General features: G+C 76.3%; 3 protein-coding genes. 2 read left to right on the forward strand and 1 reads right to left on the reverse strand.

Annotation, left to right across the window (positions count from 1 at the left end):
• Window positions 1-17: 17 nt before the first annotated feature.
• Window positions 18-1,223 (forward strand): glycerophosphodiester phosphodiesterase family protein, encoded by a 1,206-nt coding sequence (locus tag ABEB16_RS13465; protein WP_425560194.1) that lies wholly within the window; start codon window positions 18-20, stop codon window positions 1,221-1,223.
• Between the two features lie 196 nt (window positions 1,224-1,419).
• Window positions 1,420-3,066 (forward strand): glutamine-hydrolyzing GMP synthase, encoded by a 1,647-nt coding sequence (guaA, locus tag ABEB16_RS13470; RefSeq protein ID WP_425560195.1) that lies wholly within the window; start codon window positions 1,420-1,422, stop codon window positions 3,064-3,066.
• A gap of 57 nt (window positions 3,067-3,123) precedes the next feature.
• On the opposite strand, the gene ABEB16_RS13475 is transcribed toward guaA, so the two are convergent.
• Window positions 3,124-4,149: aminotransferase-like domain-containing protein (locus tag ABEB16_RS13475; protein WP_345712757.1), on the reverse strand; the 1,026-nt coding region annotated here is incomplete at its 5' end.

A 4,149-nucleotide genomic window follows, 5' to 3' on the forward strand; every position in this document is an offset into this window, starting at 1 on the left:
CCAGCACCTCCAGCCCCGTGCGGCCCCCGAGCGGTCGCCCGGGCCGCCTCCTCGCCGCGCTGGCGGCCGCCGTCGCCGCCACCGCGGTCGTCGCGCCCGCCGCCGTGGCCACCGGCACACCGGACCCCGCCGCCCCCACCGCCACCGAGCCGCTGCGCCTGGTGCCCAAGGCCGCCGTCGAGCAGGCCGCCGAACCCTTCGTCGTCGCCCACCGCGGCGCCTCCGCCTACCGGCCCGAGCACACCCTCGCCGCCTACGTGCTCGGCGCGGGGCTGGGGGCGGACTGGATCGAGCCGGACCTCGTCTCCACCAAGGACGGCGTCCTCGTGGTGCGCCACGAGAACGAGATCTCCGGCACCACGGACGTGGAGGAGCACCCGGAGTTCGCCGCCCGGCGGGCCACCAAGGTCGTCGACGGCGTGGAGCTCACCGGCTGGTTCACCGAGGACTTCACCCTCGCCGAGCTCCGGACGCTGCGCGCCGAGGAGCGCCTGCCCGCGCTGCGCCCGCGCAACGCCCTGTGGGACGGCCTCTACAAGGTGCCGACGTTCGAGGAGGTGCTCACGCTGCGCGAGCGGCTCAGCGAGGAGCTCGGCCGCGAGATCGGCGTCATCCCGGAGATCAAGCACTCCACGTACTTCACCACCATCGGCCTGCCCATGGAGGCCGAGGTCGCGCGCCTGCTGCGCGAGCACGACCTCGACGACGCCGGCGCGCCCGTGGCCGTGCAGTCCTTCGAGCTGACGAACCTGGTCGAGCTGCGCACCGAGCACCGGCTGCGGGCGCCGCTGGTGTTCCTCACCTACCACGAGGGCGCGCCCTACGACCTCGTCGCCGCCGGGGACGGGCGCACCTACGCCGACCTCGTCATCCCCTCCAGCCTGCGCGACCTGTCCCGCTACGTCGACGTGGTCGGCCCCTCGCTGCAGCAGGTCTTCGAGCCCACCGGCGACGGCTCGCTGGGCGCCCCGACGTCCCTGGTGGCCGACGCCCACGCCGCCGGGCTGGAGGTCGTGCCCTACACGCACCGCCCGGAGAACGAGTTCCTGCCGGCGGACCTGCGCACCGGGGACGACCCGGCCGCGTGGGGGCTGGCCGTGGAGCACGCCCGCGCGGTGTTCGACGCCGGCGTGGACGGGCTCTTCAGCGACGCCCCGGACGTCGCCGACCTGGCGCGCGACGCCTTCGTGGCGGAGCGGGGGGCCGCGGAGGAGGCCGCCTGACGCGCCCGCACCCCCGGGGCGGGGACGTCCTGCCCGCGACGCGCCGGCGTCGCGGTGCGGGACGTCCCCGCCCCTGCGCGCGTCCGGGAGCGCGCCCGCGCGCCGATACCCTGGCGCGGTGACGCAGCACGCGGGCAGCACGCCGGACCCGACCCACTTCGACCCGCCCCCCGGCGCCAGCCCGGACGACACCGGCATCGCCGCCACCGAGCCGGTCGCCGGTGGCGGGGCGGCGGTCACCGAGCCGGCCGAGACCCCGGAGCGGGCCGCCGAGCGCACCCACCGGCCGGTCCTCGTCGTCGACTACGGCGCCCAGTACGCCCAGCTCATCGCGCGGCGGGTGCGCGAGGCCGACGTGTTCAGCGAGATCGTGCCCTCCACGACGCCGGTGGCCGAGATGCTGGCGAAGGAGCCGGCCGCGGTGATCCTCTCCGGCGGCCCCTCCAGCGTGTACGCCGAGGGCGCCCCGCAGGTGGACCCCGCCCTGTTCGACGCCGGGGTGCCGGTGCTGGGCATCTGCTACGGCTTCCAGGCGATGGCGCAGGCCCTCGGCGGCGAGGTCGCCCGCACGGGGTTGCGCGAGTACGGCGGCACGGGCGCGCGGGTCGTGGACGCGGAGGGCTCCACGCTGCTGCGCGGTCAGCCGGCCGAGCAGTCGGTGTGGATGTCGCACGGCGACGCGGTGACCCGCGCCCCGGAGGGCTTCCGGGTGGTGGCCGACTCCCAGGGCGCGCCCGTGGCGGCCTTCGAGGACGACGGCCGCCGCCTCTACGGGGTGCAGTGGCACCCGGAGGTGAAGCACTCCACGTTCGGCCAGGAGGTGCTGCGCAACTTCCTGCACCGCGGCGCGGGCATCGACCCGGACTGGACGACGGGCAACGTCATCGAGGAGCAGGTCGCCCGCATCCGGCAGCAGGTCGGCGACGGCCGCGTCATCTGCGGCCTGTCCGGCGGGGTGGACTCCGCGGTGGCGGCGGCGCTGGTGCAGCGCGCGGTGGGCGAGCAGCTGACCTGCGTGTTCGTCGACCACGGCCTGCTGCGCGCGGGGGAGGCCGAGCAGGTCGAGCAGGACTTCGTCGCCGTCACCGGGGTGAAGCTGCACGTCGTCGACGCCCGCGAGACGTTCCTCGCGGCGCTGGCCGGCGTCAGCGACCCCGAGACCAAGCGCAAGACCATCGGGCGGGAGTTCATCCGGGCCTTCGAGCGGGCCGCGCGGGAGATCATCGCCGACGCCGGCGAGCACGGCGGCGAGGTGCGCTTCCTGGTGCAGGGCACCCTCTACCCGGACGTGGTGGAGTCCGGCGGGGGCACCGGTGCCGCGACGATCAAGAGCCACCACAACGTCGGGGGCCTGCCCGACGACCTGGCCTTCGAGCTGGTGGAGCCGCTGCGCACCCTCTTCAAGGACGAGGTGCGGGCCGTCGGCACCGAGCTGGGCCTGCCGGAGGACATGGTGTGGCGCCAGCCGTTCCCCGGCCCGGGCCTGGCGATCCGCATCGTGGGCGAGGTGACCGCCGAGCGGCTGGACACGCTGCGCACCGCGGACGCCATCGCCCGGGCGGAGCTGACCGCCGCGGGGCTGGACCGCGAGATCTGGCAGTGCCCGGTGGTGCTGCTGGCCGACGTGCGCTCCGTGGGCGTGCAGGGCGACGGGCGCACCTACGGCCACCCCGTGGTGCTGCGGCCGGTGAGCAGCGAGGACGCGATGACGGCGGACTGGACGCGGCTGCCCTACGACGTGCTGGCGCGGATCTCCACCCGGATCACGAACGAGGTGGCGGAGGTCAACCGGGTGGTGCTGGACGTGACGAGCAAGCCGCCGGGCACCATCGAGTGGGAGTGAGCACCCGCTGAGGAGGGGGCGTCCGGGCCGGGTGCCCCCTCCTCGCGCGTGCGGCCCTCAGCCCACCGCCCGGGCCAGGCGCTGCACGGCCTCGTCGACGTGGTGCGCCTCGATGGCCGACACCACCAGGCGCAGGTGCGCGGTGTCGTCCTCGGCGGTGGCGTGGTGGCGCCCGGAGCCCACGGTGACGCCCTCGGCGAGCGCGCGGGCGGTGACCTCGTCGCCGTCGCTGCCGCGCGGCAGCTGCAGCCACAGCGAGAACCCGCCCTTGGGGGGCAGGTAGGAGCACTGCGGCAGGTGCCGGGCCAGGGCGGTGCGCAGCGCCGCGGTCCGCTCGCGCAGGGCGGTGGACAGGGTGCGCAGGTGCGCCGACCAGCCGGAGCCGGTGACGAACTCCACCGCGGTCTCCTGCAGGGGGCGGGCGACGAAGAGGTCGTCGACCATCCGCAGCCCGGCGATGCGCTGCAGGACGGGGCCGCGGGCCACGACGCAGCCGATCCGCAGGCTGGAGGCGGCGACCTTGGTGAGGGAGTTCACCGTGATGACGCGGCCCTCGGTGTCGTCGCGCAGCAGGGACGGCGGCGCGCTCGCGCCGTGCCCGAGCCAGCGCGCGTAGTCGTCCTCCACGACGAACGCCCCGGCCGCGGCGGCGCACTCCAGCAGCGGGCGGCGGCGTTCGGGGGCCAGCACCTGCCCGTCGGGGTTGGCGTAGGTGGGCTGGACGTAGAGGGCGCGGGCGCCGGTGGTGGCGAAGGCCCGTTCCAGCAGTTCCGGGCGCACCCCGTCGGCGTCGGTCGGGACGGGGACGGGCACGAGACCGGCGCTGCGCAGCAGGGCGATGGCGCCGGGGTAGCAGGGGACGGCGACGAGGACGGGGCTGCCGGCCGGTGCCAGGGCGCGCAGCACGCTGGACAGCGCGCCCTGGCCGCCGGGGGTGATGAGCACGTCGTCGCGCTCGGCGCCGAGCTGCTGGGCGAACCAGCTGCGCAGCTCGGGCACGCCGCGGGGCGGGGGCGCGGACCAGCCGTCGGGACGGGCTGCTGGCAGGGGTCCGTCAGCCGCCACCACTCCCGGGTCGCGGGG

The sequence above is a fragment of the Kineococcus glutinatus genome, assembly GCF_039542765.1.
Lineage (GTDB): Bacteria > Actinomycetota > Actinomycetes > Actinomycetales > Kineococcaceae > Kineococcus_A > Kineococcus_A glutinatus.